This is a genomic window from Variovorax glucosi (assembly GCF_051216695.1).
Taxonomy (GTDB): domain Bacteria; phylum Pseudomonadota; class Gammaproteobacteria; order Burkholderiales; family Burkholderiaceae_C; genus Variovorax.
In genome coordinates, this window is record NZ_JBPJZE010000002.1 from 723,724 (window position 1) to 744,605 (window position 20,882).

Here is a 20,882-nt window from a genome sequence, read left to right on the forward strand (position 1 = left end):
TTTGATTAGCTAAGTTTGGGAAGCATTCCAACTGAGGTGTTGTCCGCGCGAGGATCTGCAATGTGCTTCCAAAGATAAAAATTCGCAGCATCAAATGAGCTAATGAAGATCGCTGGGCTCGATCTTCTTCCTCTTTCGGATCGATAGACGAGCCATAAATTATCCTCTTGGTGAATGCACCAGCCTCCATCTGGATACGCGTCTGGTACGCCCAACAATTTTATGTCGACATCAACATTAAGTCGAAAAAGCTCTGATGCTAATTCTTGAAGCGCCCAATTGGGCGACGGTCCAGTGACTGAAGGAACAAACCTATATAGAGGACCCCATTCAATTTTCATGGTTTTACTTTCAAATATCCGTGTTGAATTAGCTGTTCGATGGAGGCGTAGTCACCCGGAACTTCGGGAATTCTCGCTCTCAGTTGAGAACCGCCTCCTACTTGGCCGAATGCCGGTGCAATTTCTTCGCTGGTGACAGCAAACGATTTCTGAGCTATGTATTGTTCATAGACGTCGGCGGCCTTGCCCGGAGGCAATGAGCGTTGTCCAAGGGGCGTGCCCACTGGAGACATATATTCGCCACGCCGGGAACCATATCGATCAACTATTTTTCCTTCGTTGATAGTCGTGTTTTGTGTAGTGCCGGGCACAGCTCCGTCGTTAGGTGCTTGCTTCTGCCAATCCCACCCATCACCTTTGGCGTTATGAAATTGGTCATATTGCTGAGCATCGTCCCGACGTAAATTGCCTTCAACCTTGGCTTTCGCAATCGCCTCAGCCTCAGCGGCTTGAGCCACCTTCGCTTCCAACTGCTTGACCGTAGCGGCATGCCCCACCTGCCCCATCTTCGCCGTCACCGCAGTTGCCACACCCGCAAGCGACAACGTATCCACCAGAGCCTCGCCGCGCACCTGCGCATCGTTGCTGTTGAGCTTGTTCTTCAGGTCTGCCGGTAGCCCTGCGATGCCTTGGACCACCGCGACTGCCGTCTCCGCGAGGCCGTTGTCGATGATCGCCGTGGTCAGTTCGTAGGAAGCGATGCCGCTCCCCGTCACCAACCCTGCCGGTGTGATCTTCGCCAAGCCCTTGCCGATACCCGTCAGGTACGCGGCGTTGTCCTGGCAAGCCTGTGTGGTGCATTGCCGCTGGTCAAGTCCGCTGCGGATGATCGTCTGGGCGTTCGTCTCCAGATTCAATACGCGGCCCACATCTTCCGGCTTCATGCCCCTGCCAACGAGGTCCTCAATGGCACGGTAACCCTCCCGGTACTCGGCCTTCAATACATCGCAACTGTTCGTGCTCTTGCAGTTCAGCAATGCGATGTCGTTGGCAGCGCTGACGCGATAGGCCTCGTCCATGGCCTTGTCCTTGCAGGACGGATCGCCGCCGCAGTCCTCGATCTTCTTGGCGAGTTTGTCGACATCGGCGTGCTTGAGGAAGTTATTGACCGTTGCATTGTTCGCCACCGTCGCCCCCACACCCGCACTGCCAGTGCCTCCTGCTGTCGCCCCCACAGCCGCACCCAGCAGCGTCGAGCCCGCAGTCAGCAACTCGCTGAAGCTGGCATTCGGCGTGCCGTTCGCGTTGTAGCGACGGATGCCCTGGCTCTCCAGATAGCCCTCCATCGCCGGCAGCACAGCCTCGTTGACCGCCCCAGCCGCTGCACCGGCCAGTACGCTGCCATCACCCACCTTCGCCTGAACGATGCCTGCGAGCGCATGCAGTGCGATCTTCTGCGGACTGCCTTCGGCCCAGCCCAATTGCGCCGACACGTCCCCGATGGCATTGCCGACCACGCTGCCCAACAACTGCGCGGCTTGTTGACGGGCTTGCGCTTCCTGCTGCTTTCTTGGCAGGTCCTGCGCTTGCTGCAGCGTCAGGCTGTTGATCAATGCACCGTTGGCCGTGGCGGCGTCCCTCGATGTGAGTGTGGCGACGTTCTCGGCGCTCTTCGCGTCGGTCATCGCATCGGTCACCGCATTGCCCGTGCCGGTGATCTTCACGTTCGCCGGGCTGAGGACGCTCAGCGTCTGGCCGATCTCGTTCCTGTCGGCCGGCAGTCCCCGCCCGCCGTTTAGGTTCGACAGCGCCGTGTTCGTCACGCTGTTGGCTGCATTGGCCGCCGCACTGCTCCAGTCGCTGCCGTAGCTCACGCTCAGGCTCTCGCTGGAGGTGTTCGTGTTTTGCGTATTGACCAGATCGCTGGTGGTCAGGCTGCCGGTCGCGAAGCTGTTCTTGCCGATGCCTGCGGCGCTGGTGATGGCACCACCCTTCAAGTCGGTGTTGCCTTTGACCGTGACGTCGAAGCCACCATCGCCCGCGGCAATGCCGCTCTGCCCGGTGGCGCTCCGGTAGTTGTGGTCGACGGCCTGTTTTGCGTAGTTCGCGCTCGCCGTGACCACTTGGCCGTAGCAGATCGGCGGCACGCAGAGGCTCATGTCGAAGCCGCCGCTGGTCTGCTTGCTCTCGTACTCGGTGCGGTCCTGCAGGCTCTCGATGTTCAGGTTGCCGCCGATGTCGGCCTTCACCCGGTTGGCTGCGATTTGCGCGCCGATCAGGTTGGTATCACCGCCGCTTTTGATGCTGAGCGAGTCGGTGGCCGTGACGAGGGTGTTGTCGTAGCTGGTTTCCGTGCCGTTGGATTTGCCCTTGCTGCTGCTGGCGCTCAGTTGGAAGCTGACGCCGTTTTGAGAGCCGATGCCTGCGGTGACGCCGAAGCCCAGCGAACTGCCGGAGTTGCTGCCCTGCGTCTCGGCCGTGTTCTGGGCTGCGACCAGGTTGATGTTTCGCTTCGCATCCAGCGCGATGTCTCGCGCTTGGAGCTTGGCTCCCTGCATGTCGATGTCGGTTTCGCGGGCGGTGATGTCGATCGCACCGGCCTGGATGTTGGTGCCGCGCTGCTGCGTGAAGCTCTCGGCATTGTCCTGGCGGCTCTTGCTGCTGCTGACGCTCACGCTCACACCGAAGGCGGCACCCGAGGGGTCGCCTCCGGTTCCTGTGGCAGCCGCATCGGCGATGCCCGCACCGAGTGCACCGCTGGAGGCAAGCTTGTAGGCGTCGTAGCCGGCCTTGAGTTCCTGTGCGCCCTTGAGCCTGCTGTCCGTGGTGCTCTGCGACGCCTGCGCCATGTCGTAGGCCCGGGTGATCTGGCTGCCAACAACGCCCGTGAGCTGCGAGCCGAGAGTCACGCTCTTGCTCTGCGCGCGATGGGCGCTGTCGCCGCTGGAGGTGGCGGCCATCAACCTGACGGCATTGCCCGACAGCGTGACCTTGTCCTTGGCGAGCAGGTCGGCGCCTTCGGTGGTGATGTTGCCTTGGCCCATTCCCTTGTATTGCGGGTCCAGCCCCGCGACCAGGGTCAGGTTGCCGTTGTTGGCGCTCAGCAGGCTGGTGACGGCCGTGCGGGATTCGCCGGTGCCGTTCTCGGCGCCTTTGATGCTGCCGTACATCGTCTGACGCGGCGCGATGCCCGAGACCAGACCAATGCTCGTGCTTGCGCTCTGGCTGGAACTCGCCGAACGTTGCGTGTCGGTGGCTGCAAGCACATCGATGTTGCGTCCAGCGGTGATCGCGATGTCCTTGTCCGCCACGACGGTGCTGGCAATGATTCGCGCATCGCGCCCGGCGTCGATGCTCACATTGCCACCGCTGAGGGTGCTGCCAATCTGCGTGGTGCTCTGGCCCGTCTGGTTCTGCGCGCCGGCGCTCTTGCCGTAGCTGACGCCTGTCAGCACACTGGCCGAGAGGCCGCTCTTGCGCTGCGTGGCGGCGCTGCTCTGGCTGGCGGTCTCTTCTGTGCTCTGAATTCGCACATCGCGGCCTGCGCTCAACGACAGTTGTTCCTGTGCGATGACTTGACTGCCGCTCACAGTCAGGTCATTGCCTGCGGAGACAAGCACATCTTTGCCGCTCAGACTGCTGCCGACGATTGTGGTCTGGCTCGTGCTTTCTTGCCGTGTGATGCTTTTGCTGGAGAGGAAGCCGCGACTTTTCTTGTAAGAAGCCGAGTCCAGGCTTTGGCTGGCGCTGCCGGATTCGATGTTGACGTCGTGGCCTGCAAGAACGGCCAGTGTTCCTTCGGTGGAGACGGTGCCTTGGCGGATGTTGACATCGCGGCCGGCGTTCAGGACCGTCGTGCCGTCGGTCGAGATGGTGCTGCCCACCTCCGCGCTCTGGCTGCTGCGGCTGAAGTTCTTCGCATTCCAGGTCGTGTCCTGGCTGCTGGAAGTGGCGATGGTTCCCAGGTTGATGTCGTTAACGGCCTTGATGGAAGTCACACCGTCCGCACCGGCGTTCGACAAGATCGCACCGACGAGGTTGACGTCATGACCGGCGCTGGCTACCAGCGTGCCTTCGGGATTGGTGACATACACCCCGGCGATGCGGTCGAGCTGCGTGCTGCTGCTCTTCGCACCTACTGCCGCCTGCGTCGTCGACTGAATCGTGATGTCCCGCCCAGCCTTCAAGCTCACCGCGTTCTGCGCATCGATCGTTCCACCGATGCTGTTCAGATCGTTGCGCGCCTCGATCCCGACGCTGCCACCCGTGATCCGTCCGTTGAGGTTCTGGACGTTGTCGGCGGTGATGGAGACCATCGTGCGGCCTGCAATGGTTCCGCTGTTGATCAAGTCACCCTGGCCGGGCTGGTTCCTGATGACCAGCGCATCGGCCGAGAGGAGGGCGCCGGAGCCGTCGATATCGCCCGGGCGCACGCGAACGTACACCTGCGGCGCCAGCACCTTCTGCGTCGTACCGTCAGGCAGCGTCACCGTCTGCTCGACCAGCCAGACGATGTCGCTGGTCAATTGCGCCATCTGCGCTGCCGAGAGGCCAATGCCCGGCGTCAGCTGATAGGCCTTGGCAAACGTCGCTCCCGCGTTCATCAGCGCCGCGTACTGGTCCTGGTCGTCCTTGCTGCCTTCGAGGTAGCGGTAGCCGGTGAGCTGGGCGACCTGCTCTCGGATCAGGCGCTGTTCGTAGAAGCCGTCGCCCAGGCGCTTGGTGACGGTGGCCGGGTCGTAGGCGAGGGCGTCGAGCAGGTAGTCGCTGCTGAGCCAGCTGCGGTAGCTGGCGAAGGCGGGGTCGGTCTCGACGAGGTAGTGGCTGGCCGGGCCGGGGATTGTGCGGAAGAGGCTGGCCGTCGGAATGCTCGTGTCTGGCGCGGTGGTGCGGATCACGAGGCTCTGGCTGGCCGACGCGCCGGTCTTGGTCACCCCGGAAACCGGCGTGCTGGCGCTCGCGGCGCTGCCCGATGCGGTGGCTGCCGACATGCCGGCGCCGTTGCCGATAGGGGTTGCGGCCGCGGAGGTCGCACCGTTCGTCGATGCGCCACCGGCCGAGCCTCCGGTCACGCCGGAACCGTTGCCCGCATTCGCCACCGATGCCGAATTGCCGGTGATGCCCGGTGTTCCACCGACGGCCGAAGGCACTTCGAGGATCGGATTGACGCGGTTGCCTGCATCGACAGCGCCCGCAGACGATGTATTCGTGCCGGTCGCGGTGAACGTGGACGCACCCGGCGCCTTGCCGGAAGTGGCATTCTGATTGCCTTCCTGGCGGGCAGCTGCGAGGGTGACGGTCTTCGGCGGAATTACCAGATCGAAGACTGCGGAGTCGTAGCGGCGTTTGCTGCTCGAGAACGTGTGGTTGACGACTTCGGTGGTGAGCGCGGTTCCGCTCACGGCCGTCGTCGCCAGAACCTCCACCGGCTTGTTCGCAATCGTGGCGCCGGTCACGGTGAGGGTGCGACCGGCCAGGATCTGGCTCATGTCGTTGGTGCTGCCGGAGCCGCTGCCGACCGTCAGGGTCATATCGCCACCCGAGACGATCTTCGCAGGCGCGGAGGTCGACAGCACCGGGTTGTCGGTCGTGGCTGTGTACATCCAGATGCTGTAGTCGCGGTAGAAGCCGTTCGGGGTGGCAGCCGCCGCGCCCGGGCCGGAGGTGCCGGCAGTGACCGTGTTCACGAACGTCTGCGTGGCCTGGTCCAGTGCCGTGTGTGCCGCGTAATACGTCTGCGCTTCGTCGTACTCGGCCTGGGTGACCGGATGGTCCAGGAGCTTGCCGTACTGGGTGGCGGTCTGGCCGACAGTGAGGTCCCGATCGAGTCGAACGGGATTGTCCGCAGGCATGTCGCGCACCGGCGCGGTGATGCCGAAGGCCGCCCAGATCGGGTCGGCAGATCCATACCAGGCGCCCGGGACGCTGACCGTCACGACTTCGTCGGCAATGCCCGAGGGCATCTGGTAACTGCTGTCGTTGCTGGGCGCCGGACTCTTGGCGTAGTACGTGGCGAACTTCGTCAGCGGGTAACTCGGCGAGGGGATGAGCAACCGGGTGTTGGCGTTGTTGTCGTCGGTGTCGGGTGCGAAGCCGGGCACGGCGGTCCAGCCGGAAGCTGTAAAGCTGGCGATGAGCACGTCGCTGGCCTTGAACCGTTCGGTACTTCCAGGCGGAGCGAATTCCAGAACCTGTTCGGTCTTGGGCTCCATGCGCCAGGTGACGCCGCCATTGAGGTTCTTCAGCGTGGTCGCCTTGATGTCGACGTTGTTCAATGCCTCGATGGTTGCGGCCTTGTTCTCCAGCAGAGAGGCAGAGCCGGTGGCCTGCCGGTTCGCGTCCAGCGCGCCGCCGATGAACAGGTCGCCGCCACTGAAGATCGATGCGCCGTCGCGGTTGACGATCGAGTCCGAGCCGATGTCCAGCCTGTCGCGCGCGGCGATCGTTGCTGCCGAAGTCGCATCCGCATCGTTGCGCACGCTGCCCGCGGCAATGGACAGATGGTCGCCGTAGATACGTCCTGTCGGTGCGTTGACCAGTGCGCCCGCATCGACCTGCGTGTCGCGCCCGTCGATCAGGCCGCGATTGGTCAGCGTGCCGCTGGCTCTGACGATGGTCGTGTCGCCGCGCATCTCGCCGGTGGCGGCGTTCTCCACATCGCTGCCCGAGACAGTGAGCACATTCCCGGCAAGCAGCTTGCCGTTGTTCGTCAGCGTGCCGGTGGTCGTATAGGTCAGGTTGCGGTTGGCACTGACGGTGGCGTTGTTGACCAGATTCTGCGTCAGGGCGATGGACAGGTCCTGGTCGGACGAGAGCGTGCCGTCGGCGCTGAAGGTGGCCGCGTCCAGTTGCAGGCTCTTGCGTGCGGTGAGCGTGCCGCCGGTGTTGACGACCGAGAGGGTCTTGGCCAAGGCGTTGGACCGGTTCGGGTCGAGGAGGGCGAGCGTGTCGCCGGCCGATATCAGGCCGTTGATGTTGCTGACCGTGCCTGCGCTGGTGATGGTCGCATTCGCATCGGCGCGAATCGCCCCTGCGTTGTTGTTCAAGGTCGTCGCAGCGATGGCGACGTTGTTTCCTTCGATGCCCTGGTCGGTTCCGAGGGTGGCGCTGTTATCGACGGTGCTCGCGGCGAGCGTGGTGGAGCCGGTCGAGCGGATAAGCGCGCCGCTGTTCTGGATCGCGCCGTTGCCCGTATCGATCGTCAGATTGCCGAGCGCCAGGGTCTTGCCGCCCCGGTTGTCGTAGGTGGCGCCGTTCGTGGCGATGGCCACATCGGCCTTGCCCAGCACGACGCCGCCAGCGTTATTGGTGAATCCACCGATGTTCGCCGTTAGGGTGTCATTGGCGCCGACGAAGCCGGCGGTGTTGTCGACACTGCCCGCGTTCACGGCCAGGGTGCTGCCGCTGGCGATACCGCCTTGACCGGAGGAATGACCCGTGGCATTCGTGTTCGTCAATGCCTGACCGTGCGTGTCGATGGTCATCGCACCGCCGGACTGGACCAAGCCCCTGTCGTTGTTCAGCACGCCGGTCTGGAGGTCGATCGCAGTCGTGGCTGCGAGCGTGCCCAGCGCATTGTTCAGCGCTTCGCCATGGGTGTTCGCCGACAGCGCGTTACCCGTGACCTTGCCTTGCGTGTTCGCGAGACCGGTGTTGACGAGAGAGGCGCTGCCTGCCGCCTGCAGGGTGCCGGCCGTATTGACCGTGGCACCCACGGTGGTCACCGACAGATCGCCGGTGACCGCGGCCACGCTCCCGCGGGTGTTGTCCAGGGTGGCAGCGGAGACGGTGGTGTTCCCGTTGGCGGCAAGGGTGCCGTTCACGTTGCTCGTTGCGCCGGTGACCGTGGCATTCAGATCGCCCACGGCGGTGACCGAGCCGGCGTCGTTCATGAGGCTGCCGGCACGCAGCACGGCGTTCCCACCAGCGCCGATCGCGCCCGAATCACTGTTGTCCAGCAGGCCGGAGGTGATGAGGTCCAAGGAGGCGGTGCCGGCCGAGCGCACGCTGCCGCCCCGGTTGATGAGCGAAGCGGCAGCGACGGTCAGGTTGCCGTTGCTTGCGATGCTGCCGTTGGCGCTGTTGTCCAGAACACCGGCGACGGCCAACGTGGCCGCTGCGGTGCCGGTCTGCACGATCTCTCCGCTCCGGTTGGAGAGACTGCCCGCATGGACCGTGATCTGCCTTGCCGAGGTGCTGCCGCCGTCCTGATCGAACGCACCGGCAACGTTGGCGACGAGTGCGTCGTTGGTGGTGATCTCGCCGTTCGCACCGCTGTAGCTGCCTGCGGTGAGCATCAAGGCGCCGGTACCGGCATGCTGCAGATGACCGTTCGCGTTGGAGAGCGTGCCGCCAGCCGAGAGGTTCATGTCCGCGCCGTTGCTCGCGATGGTGCCGCTGTCGTTGGTCAGGGTTCCTGTCGCGGCGATGCGGGTGACGCCGGTTCCGGTCTGGACGATGGAGCCGCCCACGTTGCCGATGTCGGCCGCATCGATGGCGATGAGCTTGGACGAGGTGTTGCCGCCGTCCTGGTTGAAGGCGCCGGCCCGGACGTTTAAGGTCCCGTTGCCGAGGATGCGGCCGTTCGCACCACTGAACGTGGGGGCCGTGATGTTCATGGCGCCGGTGCCGGCATGCTGCAGCGTACCGCCAGTGTTCTGCAGCGTCGCGGCTGCAAGCGTCACATCCGATCCGTTGCTCCCGATGCGACCTGCGGTGTTGTCCAGGGTGCCGGTGATCGAAATGCGTGCCGCGCCCGAGCCGATCTGCGCGATGTCGCCGGCCACGTTGCTCAGCGAGCCCGCATCGATCGTGACCTGATTGGCAGAGGTGCTGCCATCGTCCTGACCGAAGGCGCCGGCGACGCTGGCGACCAGCGCGCCGTTGGTCACGAGTTCTCCCTTGGCGCCGCTGTACGCACCGGCTGCGAGGTTCAGGTTACCGGTGCCGACGTGCTGGAACTTTCCTGAGGCGTTGGAGAGCGTGCCGCCTGCAAGAAGTTCGACATCGACGGCGTTCGTCGCGATGGTCCCGCCGTCGTTGTTCAGGTCGTCCCTGGTCGAGATTCGCGTGGCGGCTGTGCCCGTCTGGATGAGGGTGCCGTCGACATTGCCGAGCGAGCCTGCGTCGATGGCAACCTGCTTCGCTGTCGTGGTGCCGCCGCTTTGGTCGAACGCACCGGCGACGTTGGCGCGAAGAGCACCGTTGGAGACGATTTTTCCCCTGGGGCCAGCGTAGTTGCCGGCCGTGAGGTTCATCGATCCGGCGCCTGCGTGCTGAAGAAGGCCATCTGCGTTCGACAGCGTGCCGCCGGCTGCAAGTTCGACATCGGTGGCGTTGGTTGCGATGGTGCCGCCGTCGTTGAAGATGTTCCCGGCCGTGGCGATCCGGGTGGTGCCGGTTCCGGTCTGGACGATCTGCCCGGCCCTGTTGCTCAGGCTGGCTGTCTCGACGAAGACCCGCCTGGCGCTGGTGGTGCCGCCGTCCAGATCGAAGTCGCCGCCGTGGGCGTACAAGACGCCATTGCTTGAGATCTGGCCCTTTGCACCGGAGAACGTCTGTGTTGCACTGATGTCCAGCGTGCCGGCCCCGGCGTGCTGCACGCTGCCGGCTTTATTGCGGAAGGTCGCGGCCGAGAGTTCGACATCGATGGCGTTGGTCGTGACAGTGCCATGGTCGTTGTCCAGGGTGCCGGCGGCTGCGATGCGGGTCGTACCGGTGCCGGTCTGGACGATGGTGCCGCCCGCATTGCTCAGCGAGCCCGCATCGATGGTGATCTGCCTGGCCTTGGTCGTGGCCCCGTCCTGTCTGAAGCTGCCGGCTCGAACGACCAGTTCGCCGCTGCCCACGATGCTGCCGCTCGCGCCGTCGAACGTGGTTGCCGCGATGCCGAGCGTGCCGGCCCCGGCGTGCTGCAGGAAACCGCCGGTGTTCAGCAGCGTTGCAGCGGCCAGTGTCAGCTCCTGCCCGTTGCTCGCGATGCGACCTGCCGAGTTGTCCAAGGTGCCGGTGACGGCGATGGTCGTCGCCCCCGTGCCTGTCTGCACGATCTGTCCGGCGCGCGTGTTCCGGATGTTCGATGCCTGCAGATTCAACTGGCCGGCGCTCAGCGTGCCGGCTTCGTTGACCAGCGACTGGCTGGCCGACGTATTGGCCGTCACCGTCAACGTGCCCGGCGTGGTCACGGTCGCACCGCTTGTGTCGACATTGCCGGCGATGGCGGTCAGCGCGACGTTGCCAGCGGCAAGAAGAGTTCCTGCGACCTTCAGGGATTCCGTTGTGGCGACGCTCAGGTTGCCTGTCGTCCCGAGGGAGCCATCGGAACCGATGCCTGCGCCCAGTACGCCAGTGGAATTGCCGTCGAGGTTTTCCGCCGTGACGGTGGTGTGGCGCCCCGAGGTGATGCGGCCCCCGTTGGAGAGCGAATGCACCACAGCGACGGTACTGTCGTTCTCTGCACGGATCTCTCCAGCGGTTCCGATGTTGGCAAGGCTTCCGGCTTGAATGGACACGTCCGTGCCCGCGCCGATGCTGCCCTTGTCGTTCGACAACCGGTCAGCGATGCCGAGCCGGGTTGCGCCACTGGCCGATTGAACGGCACCGAGCGTGTTGTTCAGCGAACCTGCCACAACGGTCGCACCGGTGTTGCCGAGCAGCTTGCCGGCCGTGTTGTCCAGCGCGCCCGCCACCGTGGCATGCAGTGCGCCGACCGCCGAGACCGTGCCGCCGGTGTTGTCGACGGCGCCGCCGACAGTGAGGCCAACCCCGCCGTCGCTCGCCAGCGTGCCGCCCCGGTTGTCCAGATCGCCGGTGGTCGCGACGCCGATGGTGCCGGCATGCAGACTGCCGCGTGCGTTGTCGAACGCTCCGACATGGGCGGTGAACGCGTTCGTCACGTTCAGCTTGCCGCCCGCGTTGCTGAACGAGGGGCCGCCGACATTCAGGTTCGCGACCTTGAGCGTTCCGCCGTCGTTGTTCACGCTCGGCGTCTGCAGTGCGATGTCGCCGCCTGTGTAGATCTTGCCGCCGTCGTTGAGGATGGCGCCGACGGCGGTGAGCGAGCCCGGGGAGACGACTGGCGACGCTGCCGTGCTACCCGAGCCGCTGCTACCCGACGGGGTGACAGGTTCTGCGCCGATAAAACCAGCGTTCGTGTTGCTGAGACTCAGCGCCGCGACGGTGAGATCGGCGGTGCCGGTCTGGCGGATGGTGCCGGCACGGTTGTCGATGTTCCCCGCAACACTGTTCAGTTCAACCCGCTGGCCTTCGATCGTGCCGCTGTTGACGACCCTGGCAGCGCCGATGGCCGCATCGGACGCTGCCCGGATGAGCCCGCTGTTCTCCAGCATCCCATCCACCGAAAGCGTGAGCTTGCCCACGCCGGCCAGTGCATAAGTGCCCGTCGATGTCTGGATCGTCCCTGTGTTCCTCGCACCGACGCCGTTCTCGTTGACGACGAGCGCGATGTGGTTCGCATACATGCCGCCGAGCTGCCCGACGTCGAGCGCATAGGCCGGCGCATTGTTTGTTCCGGCGATGGGCGTGATGCCGGTCAGGTCGGTGGAGATCCGATTTGCGCCGGCGATGACCTTGAAGTCGGTCGCATGCAGCGCGCCGCTGAGTTCGAAGGCGCGCGAAAGGATGGAGAGCGAATCCGTCGTGCTCGCATCGAGTCCCGCACCAAGGATGCCGATGGCGCCGCCTCGCACGACGTAGCTTTCAAGATCGCCGGAGAGCCCGAACTGCGGGGTTCCGGTGGTGAGCGTGGCGCGGCTCGCATTGATGAATCCGGCGCCGTTGACGAAGATCCCCGACGGGTTGGCAATGATGACTTCAGCGCGCGGTCCTGCAACCTCCACGAATCCGCGCAGGTAGCTCGGGTTGCTGCTGTTGACCTCGTTGACGATGACGCGGGCCGAGCCTCTCGCGAGCCACGGGTTGCCTTGTACGTAGCCGCCGAGCTGCGTCTGAACATCGGTGCGGCTGTTGTTGAGAATGGCACCGTTGCCGTTGACGTCGAACTGCCGATAGGTGTTGCGCGACACGCCTGCGGCCGATGGCGTCCGGATGTCGACGAGCGGCACGCCGTTGGGCGCGACGAGCACGGTCGGGCGCTGGTTGCCTGGCGCATTGCGATCGGCTGCAATCTGTGCCGCCGCCGAAACCGCCGTCAGCGAGGCGATGAAAACAAGAACGCCCACCGCTGCGCTGCGTGGTGACGATGTGCCGATGGAAGCGCGGGTGGCAGTGCGGATGGAAGTGCCGGTCGATCTACCGACGCTCCTGGCCGTCTCCTGCACGACCATGCGCATCCTGCGCGCCACGTTGAAGATGACGCGGTGGAAGTTCTTGTTCATGGCTCAGCTGCAGCGGAACTTGGCGACGCCGACGTAGCGCGAGCCGTTGGCCAGCGTGACGGCATAGCTGCTTGCGACGAGGTAGGCGCCGGTGCCGGCGTCGCCGATCTGCGTGTACGCGCCGGTGCCGTTGCTGAAGTACGTGCCGGTGGTCGACGAGCTGTTCGGTGTGGCGATCGATCCGCTCAGGGCGACGGAGCCGGCGCTGCCTGCTGCGATCACGTTCACCGAGCCGCCGACGGTCGCGCCGCTCGCGCCGAAGATCAGCGTGGCCGAACCGATGGCAGTGCCGGTCGTGCCCGGAGTGCCGCCACCCGTGTAGGTCGGCGCCGTGAAGGCACCGGCGCTGCATGCCAGGGAACCCGATGCAGGAAATGCGGATGGAACATTAATCGCGATGTAGTGGTAGGCGCGGTTATCTGTGCCGGTCAGCGTCGTGGCGCCCGAAGCGGTGGTGACTGTGCCCGCAGCCCATCGGCCCATGGCGTAGGTTGCGTCGCCGCTGATTTCCTTGACGGAGGTGCCGCCGCTCAACACGTTGGTATTGAGCGCAGTCACGGCACCCCCGGCGTCTTGAGCGCTCGTCGTCAGCACTCCGAAGCTCTGGCTGCCGAGGCTGGTCAGTTGGTAGCGTGCAGTGGTGCCGCGGATGAAGGCAGCGCTCGCCGAACCTGTGTTCGTGGTTGTGCCCGCATTTGTCACGCCGGTTGCCGGCGTGCCTTCCGTGTCGGAGTGACCGCCACCGCATGCCTGCAGAAGTGCGATCGAGAGAGCGGTGAGTGCGAGAGAGATTGGTTTTTTCATGTTGGATGAGTCGTCGAGAAAGTCGATGCGGAAAACGGGAGATGCGGCGTGATGAAGCCGACTTGGTTGCTGTGCCTCGGTTGCTTCAGAAGGCGTAGTTGAGGCTGATGCCGCCTGTGACCTTTGCGGTGCGGTATCCCTCGGGTTTGGCGATCGGTGTACCGACAAAGAGGTCGTAGTTCAGCCCGATGAAGGCGCCACGCAAACCGATGACACCGCCTGCAAGGTGACGGCCCAGAAGGAACTTCGCCGATGGCCCGCCGACCTCGCCGTAATCGATCCCCGCATAGAACTCGGCGCCGCTCTGCCCGAGCGCGACGCCGAAGTCGTTGCGCAGCAGCCAGCCGCGATTTCCCGCCAGGCTGGTTTCGCCATCGAAGCCGCGCACGGTGTAGCGGCCGCCGATGGCGAAGCGGTCTTGCGGCGTGAGCGGTGTGCGGTTCCATTGCGCGCGCCAGAGCGCCGTGTAGCGCAGCTTCTGACGGGCGAGTGCGAAAGGGACGTTGAGGCTCACATCGGTCGTGTAGAGCTTCATCCGCGAAGTGCCTTCGCCGTAGATGTCCTCGTAGGCAGGCAGCGAGCCGAAAGCGCCGGTGCCGCGCCGGTAGGCGGGCGTGCCGTCCAGCGTCGAATCGCCGATGAATTCGCGATGGTTGAGACTGGCTTCCAGTCCGCTGACAACGCGACGCTGGTTGTCGTTCTCGGAATCGTCGATGAAGTGGCGCGATGCCGTCCGAAAACCCCGGATCGCCACCGTCGTCTTGCGACTCCGGTCCCGATGGATGAGTCGGGAAAGCCGGACTTCCGCGTTGCGGGTTGCACCCGCGTAGACGTAGGTATCGACCAGACCCGCGACGGACTGGTGGTATCTGCTCCGGCTGGCCGTGACGCCGAAGAGCCAATAGCCGTACAGAACGGAATAGTGGACGGTTTGCCCGCCGGTGCCTTGCCCGCCGTGGTTGAAGGCATCGCGATTCAGGCTGACGTAAGCCAGGTCGTTCAGCCCGAGCGGGCCGTCCCAGGCCAAGGTCATGCCGGTCTGGGTCTTGCCGGTGGCTTCGGTACCGCTATCGTCGAGGCTGACGCTCGCGCGCAGCGGAAATTTCCGGCTGTACTTGACGACGAGATTGCTGTCCCCGGGGCGCGCACCGGCTGCAGTCGAAGGCTCGATCTTGATGTCGACGTCGGATGTCGGAAGCCGCTTGAGGTTCTCCAGCCCTTGTTCGATATCGCGAAGATCAAGCAGATCGCCGGATGTCGTGGGGATGGCGTTGAGAAGGTGCGTCGGCGGCGCGGCACCGTCTGCGAAGCGGATGGCGGCAATCCGCCCCGGAATCAGCGTGAGGGTGAGCGTTCCGGCGCTCAGGTCCTGATGGCTGGCCAATACGCGAGTGGTGATGTAGCCACGATCGATGACGGTTTTTTGAATCCGCGCGACAACGACATCGAGGCCGCTTGCTCCGAGGCAGCGACCGATCGGCGTGTCGTCGCCGCCTGTGCCTGAAGCTGCTTCAAGACTCCACGCGAAATCTTGCGATAGTTCGCCGTCCAGAGCGAGATGCGAGATCGCGAAGCAGGGTGTTTCGGGCGGCGGCAGTCGTGTCTCGGACGTGCCTGTCGCCGTCGGTAGGCGCACATCGACGCTGCGTTCCTGCTGTGTGCGCAGCGCCCGCTCGCGTTGCTGCTGGCGCTGTTCTTCAATAAAGGGATTCGGTGCCGACGAGGTTTGCGCGTGCAGCGGAAGTAGTCCCGACAGCGCAACCGACACCACGACTGATAACGCGCGCGAACGCACGTGGCAGCGTTTGCACGCCGCAGTCCGGATACTCAAGAATGCCGCCCCTCAAAATCGTTGTTCTGTGCGATCTCCTTCGAGTGGTACTAAAGGGAAGATCAACTTGCGATGGAGATGGCGGTTAGGCCGTGGTCCATCGCACAGAGCGACCGATCTTTCGGGTGAATGAGCTGCCGCTGCCGTGTTACCGATTGTTTCGGAGGACGAGAGCGGCTAATCTGAACGATTATTTAGATAGCGAGCGGATTCCAAGACCGAAGCCTCGGAGGAATTGGAAAGTTGGGTTTCTTCAGACCTGCTTCAACGACGCCAGATCGACCGTACCGTTCTGGCTCGTGAAGCTCGGCGTACCGCCGCTGCCGGACTGCTGCTGGCTCACGCCAGAAATCTGATGATTGCCGGTGTCGTACTGGGTGACCTTGCCGTTCTGCTCGATGGCCAGGCGCTGCTGGTCGGGGAAGAAGGCATAGCGCAGGTCGTTCTGCGAACCGCTGCTGCTCGGGTTGCTCAGGCCCTGCGGCCACCAGTCGGAGGCTTGCGGTGCCATTGGTTTCATGGGCTCCATCGGTTTCATCGGTGCCATCGGTGCCATCGGTGCCATCGGTGCCATCGGCTTCATCGGTTCCATTGCGATCTCCTTCGATCAGTTTCAGAGGAGTTGGAACTTAAGCGTGACAGCGTCCGTGCACTGTGGGCCGGATTCGCGTGGAGGTGTGAGTTTCAGGCAGCGATCGAATAGCCGCCGTCCACCGGGATCGCCGTACCGGTAATGAAGTCCGATCCCGCGCTCGACAGGAACACCGCGATGCCGGCCAGGTCCTGCGGCTGACCCCAGCGGCCGGAGGCTGTCCGGGCGATCACTCGCTCGTTCAGTCCCGGCACTTGCGCGCGCGCGCCGTCCGTGAGGTCGGTCTGGATCCAGCCCGGCAGCACCGCGTTGACCTGTATGCCGTCTTTCGCCCACGAGGCTGCCATCGCCTTCGTCAGCTGGACGATCCCGCCCTTGCTCGCACTGTAGGCCGGTGCATAAGGCATGCCGAAGATCGACGCCATCGACCCGATGTTGACGATCTTGCCGCCGCCCGCACGTTGCATCAGCGGGTAGGCCGCACGGCAGCAGAGGAATGCGCTGGTGAGGTTGGTGTCCATCACCGAATTCCATTCGGTGAGCGAAAGCTGGTCGACCGGCTTTCGCACCGTGGTGCCCGCGTTGTTGATCAGGATGTCGAGCCGGCCGCAGCGCTCGGCCACGGCGTCGAACAATGCGGTCACCGATGCTTCGTCGGTGACATCGGCGGCGAGCGCGAAACTGTCGCTGCCGGCAGCGCGCAATGCCTCCACCGCAGCTGCCGATTTCTCGGCGTTGCGCGCAGCCACCACGACACGCGCTCCAGCCTTTGCCAACCCGAGCGCCATTCCGAGACCGATACCGCCGTTGCCTCCCGTGACGAGCGCGACCTTTCCGTTCAAATCGAACATGCCTGTCTCCAATTCTTTAATTCTTAAAGAATTCGATTGAACCAGAACAGCGACAGACCGGCGGAAAGCAATGCGAGCAGCGCCGCGCCGAGCGCGAACAGTGCGGAAACCTCGGTTTCTCTCTTCTCGACAGTAAGGCGCGAGCTCAGCGTGTCGTAGACCTTCTTCAGGTCGGCCGCCGTGCCGGCGTAGAAGTATTCACCTTGCGTCTGGGTGGCGACAGCCTTCAGCGTCTCCTCATCGAGCCGCACGCGCATCGACCAGCCTTCGAAACCGATGGTTTCGCCGTCCACCGTGCCGACACCCACCGTGTAGACACGCACGCCGCGCTCCGCCGCCACCTTGGCCGCATCGAGCGGATCGACGCCTGTGGTTCGCTGCCCGTCGGTCAGCATGATGATCGCCGCCGACGTGTAGGAGCCGGGTGCCACCGGGGTGAACTTTTCCGGTGGCGCCTTGCCGGCCTGCTCGATCGCCACGCCGCGCTGCCGGCTCTGCGGGCCGAAGTTGGCTATGTCGATGCCGGCGTTGGGGAACAGCGTGGCCAGCGACACGACGATGGCATTGCCGGTCGCCGTAGCGCGCTGCAGCTGGAAGCCGTCGATGGCCGTCACGAGGTCGTCATGGTTTACCGTCGGCAGTTGCGCGACCTGCGCGCTGCCGGCAAAGGCGACGATGCCGACCTTCACCGTGCGCGGCAGGTCCTTGATGAACGCTTTCGCGGCTTCCTGCGCTGCGACGAGCCGGTTCGGCAGCACGTCGGTGGCGCGCATGCTGCCCGAGACGTCCATCGCCAGGATGATGGTCTGCTGGTTCGACGGCAGCGTGACGACGGCCATCGGGCGCGAGGAGGCGACCAGCATCGCTGCGATGGCCAGCAGAAACAGGAACGGCGGAATATGCCGCCGGACGCTTTGTCGTGCGCCCATCGCCTCCCGCACGATCGAAAGGCTGGCATAACGCAGCGCCAGCTTCTTCTTGCGGCGCATCAGCCACATATATAAGAGCACCAGCAGCGGCAGCGCCGCCAGCAGCCACAGAAACTGGGGCCAGAGGAAGTTCATGCCGTAGCCACCTTTGCATTGTTGCCGCCACCACCGCCACCACCACCGACACCTCGAACGCGGCGCTTTCGAAGATCCGTGAATCGGAGGATGGCGGCGACCAGGTCGTCCTGGGTCGAGAGTTCGAGCGTGTCGACACCAGCCCTAGCCAGCGAAGTGCGCAATGTCGCTTCGCGCTCCGAGGCGATCTTCGCGAAGCGCTTGCGAAAGCCTGCATCGTGCGTGTCGACCCAGAGCTGCTCGCCGGTTTCGGCGTCGCGCAACGGAACGAGACCGAGATCGGGCAGCTGAAGTTCCAGCGGATCGAACAGTCGCACCGCGATGACTTCATGGCGCTGGGTCAGCTGAGCCAGGGGTTTTTCCCAGCCGGGCTCGCTGAGGAAATCGGACACCACGAAAACGGTCGAGCGTCGCGGCATCAGGCCGGCAGCAGATTTCAGCAGATCGTCGAGTCGCGTCATGCCCTTTTGCGTCGGCGCGGCTTCGTTCGCGCGCCGCGCCATCGAATGCAGCAGATGCAGAACGTGGCGGCGTCCGCTGCGCGGCGGGATGATGGCTTCCAGGTTGTTGCCATAGACCAGCGCGCCGACGCGATTGCCGTGTCGCGTCAGCAGCCGCGCCAGCACGCCCACGAAACCGATCGATATCTCGCGCTTCGCCTTGAGCCCGGAGCCGAAATCCACCGAGCGGCTCAGATCGAGCACGAACCAGGCGGCCATCTCGCGGTCTTCGGTGAACACGCGCACATACGGTGTCTGCAGCCGTGCGGTGACGTTCCAGTCGATATGGCGGACGTCGTCGTGATGCTGATATTCGCGCAGATCGGCCAGATCCAGCCCGCCGCCGCGCATCAGCGTGCGGTAGTCGCCCTGCAGCAATCCGTCGAGCCGGCGTATCACCGTCCACTCAAGCCGGTTGAGCAAGCGCTCGGCCGCGCCACCCGCCTCGACGACCGCGCGGTCGTCGTTGGCAGCTGGCGTTTTAGGCGTCCTACGCCACCAGCTTTTCATGTTCGAGTGGCTTTGGAGGGGCGGGAACGGCGCGCATGATCTTGTCGATCAGGCCGTCGACGGTCAGGCCTTCTGACAGGCCTTCGTACGACAGCGTGATCCGGTGTCGCAGCACGTCGGGAACCAGCGCGGTCATGTCTTCGGGCAGCGCATAGCTGCGGCCACGCAGCAACGCCAGCGCACGCGCGCCTTCGGTCAAATTGATGGTCGCGCGCGGACTGGCGCCGAAGGTGATGAACCGTCGCATGTCCTTCAGGCCATGCTTTTCGGGCATGCGGGTGGCCGACACCAGCTTCACCGCATACTGGATCAGCGATGGATCGACGTATACGCGTCGTGCTTCGGACTGCAACTGCGCCAGCTGCTCCGTCGTTGCAACCGCGTTGACCTGCACCGGCGTGCCGATCACGCGCTGCACGATCACGAATTCCTCTTCGTCGGTCGGGTAGTCGACCAGCACCTTCATCATGAAGCGGTCGACCTGCGCCTCGGGCAGCGGATAGGTGCCCTCGGTTTCGATCGGGTTCTGCGTCGCCATCACCAGAAAGGGGCGCGGCACCTTGTGCGTCTCGCCAGCGATCGTCACCTGGCGCTCCTGCATGACTTCGAGCAGCGCGCTCTGCACCTTGGCCGGCGCCCGGTTGATTTCGTCGGCCAGCAGCAGATTAGCGAAAACCGGCCCCAAAGAGGTGCCGAATTCGCCGGTCTTCTGGTTGTAGATGCGCGTGCCGACCAGATCGGCAGGCACCAGATCGGGCGTGAACTGGATGCGCTTGAATTGGCCGCGCAAAGTCTCCGACAGCGTCTTGATGGTCAGCGTCTTCGCCAGACCCGGCACGCCTTCGACCAGCAGATGGCCGCCCGCCAGCATCGCCACCATCACGCGCTCCAGAAAACGGTCCTGCCCGACGACGACGCGCTTGACCTCGTAGAGGATCTGCTCCATCAACTCGGCCGTGGCGGGCGCCTGAGATTCCTGGAAATTCTGGAAGTGGCTTTCTGTGGTCATGCGTCGAATCCCAAAAGCAAGAGGCGTTAGAACGGCGGCGAACCCACGGCCGAGGCCGCGTTCTCGATGGGTACTGCAAAAGCGATGCCAATGAAGGTCCGCTGTTGCGTCGGATTGAGGATGGCGGTAACGATGCCCAGCACCTCGCCGTCCATATTCACCAGCGGCCCGCCCGAATTGCCCGGATTGGCCGCCGCATCGAACTGGATGAGGTTGCCGAGTTCCTGTTTGCCCTCGGGCGAGCGAAAGGAGCGTTTCAGGCCCGACACCACACCCGACGACACCGAAGGCCCGATGCCGAACGGAAAGCCGACCGCAGCCACGGAATCGCCGGACTGGAGATCGGCCGTGGAGCGCATCGTCGCGGCGATCAGGTCATCGGGAATCTTCTGCGCCTGCAGCACGGCGAGATCGTTTTCGGGCTGCATGCCGGTGATGGTCGCCACAGCTTCGAGTCCGTCGTAGAAGGTAACCTTGATCGTTTCGGCACCCGCGACGACGTGGAGGTTGGTCAGGATCACGCCCTTGTCGACGATCACCACGCCGGTGCCGACACCGCGTTCGGTCGGGCCGGCCGGCTCTTCCGCTTCCGGCGGCTTGCCGCGCGCGAGATTGCGGCCGCGTTTCTCGGTCTTCGCCTCGGGACTGGCCCTTTCCGGGCCGTAGGCCACCACCCGGACGACGGCTGGCCGGACGATGTCCGCCGCACGGGCCGCAGGGGAGGGAAGGGTGGCCGTCGCCAGTGTCCGCATGACCGCGGCATCGATGTCTTTCTGGGTCAGTGCGTGGCCGGGCTTCGGCATCCAGACGACAGCGCCGCCGACCATCGCGACCATCGCCAGGATCAACGCACCGAAGGATTTCCTTCCGGGCTGCCAAGGTGCCTTCGTGGCTGTCGTGACTTCTGGCGACTGCACCCGAGCGGTGCCTGCTTCGGCATCTTCTCCGGCTGGCGGAGACAAGGGCTCTGCCGGTACGCGCGATGCGTCCGGCGAACGGCTGTAGAAACCAGGCCTGCGCATCGACACCTCCAGCAAAAGTTATTTTCACGGTAGCACGGTTTTCTCGGCCGTGCAGACGTTCG

9 protein-coding genes are annotated in these 20,882 nt (G+C 64.3%); all 9 read right to left on the minus strand.

Annotated elements, in window-relative coordinates:
• Window positions 1-337: 337 nt before the first annotated feature.
• A complete protein-coding gene (locus ACSFA3_RS11725; protein WP_435505613.1) occupies window positions 338-12,637 on the minus strand; it encodes a hemagglutinin repeat-containing protein in 12,300 nt (4,099 codons plus the stop codon).
• Window positions 12,638-12,640: 3 nt separating this feature from the next.
• Window positions 12,641-13,441, minus strand: coding sequence for a hypothetical protein (locus ACSFA3_RS11730; RefSeq protein WP_435505614.1), 801 nt, complete (start codon window positions 13,439-13,441; stop codon window positions 12,641-12,643).
• 85 nt (window positions 13,442-13,526) lie between these two features.
• The gene (locus tag ACSFA3_RS11735) at window positions 13,527-15,236 is read right to left on the minus strand and encodes a ShlB/FhaC/HecB family hemolysin secretion/activation protein (protein WP_435505615.1); all 1,710 of its coding nucleotides are present in this window, start codon (window positions 15,234-15,236) and stop codon (window positions 13,527-13,529) included.
• A gap of 289 nt (window positions 15,237-15,525) precedes the next feature.
• Window positions 15,526-15,864: a hypothetical protein gene (locus tag ACSFA3_RS11740; RefSeq protein ID WP_435505616.1), complete on the minus strand. Its 339-nt coding sequence runs from the start codon at window positions 15,862-15,864 to the stop codon at window positions 15,526-15,528.
• Between the two features lie 92 nt (window positions 15,865-15,956).
• Entirely contained in the window at window positions 15,957-16,715 is a 759-nt protein-coding gene (locus ACSFA3_RS11745) for an SDR family NAD(P)-dependent oxidoreductase (protein ID WP_435505617.1), read from the minus strand.
• Between the two features lie 23 nt (window positions 16,716-16,738).
• Complete coding sequence (locus ACSFA3_RS11750) at window positions 16,739-17,779, minus strand: VWA domain-containing protein (protein ID WP_435505618.1); 1,041 nt, start codon at window positions 17,777-17,779, stop codon at window positions 16,739-16,741.
• Window positions 17,776-18,789: a DUF58 domain-containing protein gene (locus tag ACSFA3_RS11755; RefSeq protein ID WP_435505619.1), complete on the minus strand. Its 1,014-nt coding sequence runs from the start codon at window positions 18,787-18,789 to the stop codon at window positions 17,776-17,778. Before ACSFA3_RS11755 ends, ACSFA3_RS11750 begins: the two co-directional genes overlap by 4 nt.
• The gene (locus ACSFA3_RS11760; RefSeq protein WP_435505620.1) at window positions 18,770-19,798 is read right to left on the minus strand and encodes an AAA family ATPase; all 1,029 of its coding nucleotides are present in this window, start codon (window positions 19,796-19,798) and stop codon (window positions 18,770-18,772) included. Before ACSFA3_RS11760 ends, ACSFA3_RS11755 begins: the two co-directional genes overlap by 20 nt.
• Before the next feature lie 26 nt (window positions 19,799-19,824).
• Window positions 19,825-20,820 carry a S1C family serine protease gene (locus ACSFA3_RS11765; protein ID WP_435505621.1) on the minus strand — a complete coding sequence of 332 codons (996 nt, stop codon included), beginning with the start codon at window positions 20,818-20,820 and terminating at the stop codon, window positions 19,825-19,827.
• Window positions 20,821-20,882 lie beyond the last annotated feature (62 nt).